The sequence below is a fragment of the Fructilactobacillus sp. X3R5C2 genome, from assembly GCF_059901175.1.
This window is the reverse complement of the sequence record NZ_JBWXVC010000057.1, coordinates 1-229: the sequence shown is the minus strand read 5'-3', so window position 1 is coordinate 229 and position 229 is coordinate 1. Positions and strand designations below refer to the sequence as shown.

Genomic DNA, 229 nt, shown 5'->3' with positions numbered 1-229 from the left:
CCGGTACCCAGCGTGCCGAAGGCGAGGTCGCCGCGGCTGATGTCGTAGAGCTGCACCCGCGAGTACTCGCCGCGCACGAAGTAGCGGTCGAAGGTGAAGGTCGGGGTGATGGTGAAGGACAGGGCCGAGCTGCCCGCGCCGTAGAGCAGGCTGGTGCCGCCGGCGAAGCGGTCGCCGGTCTGGGCGATGTACTCGACGCGGCCGGCGAGCGCGAAGTTGTCGTTGAAGG

At 69.4% G+C, this 229-nt stretch carries 1 protein-coding gene; it reads right to left on the bottom strand.

From position 1 onward, the window contains the following. On the bottom strand, positions 1-229 hold a 229-nt coding region (locus AC6UD4_RS07400), incomplete at both ends, for an outer membrane beta-barrel protein (RefSeq protein ID WP_500709664.1).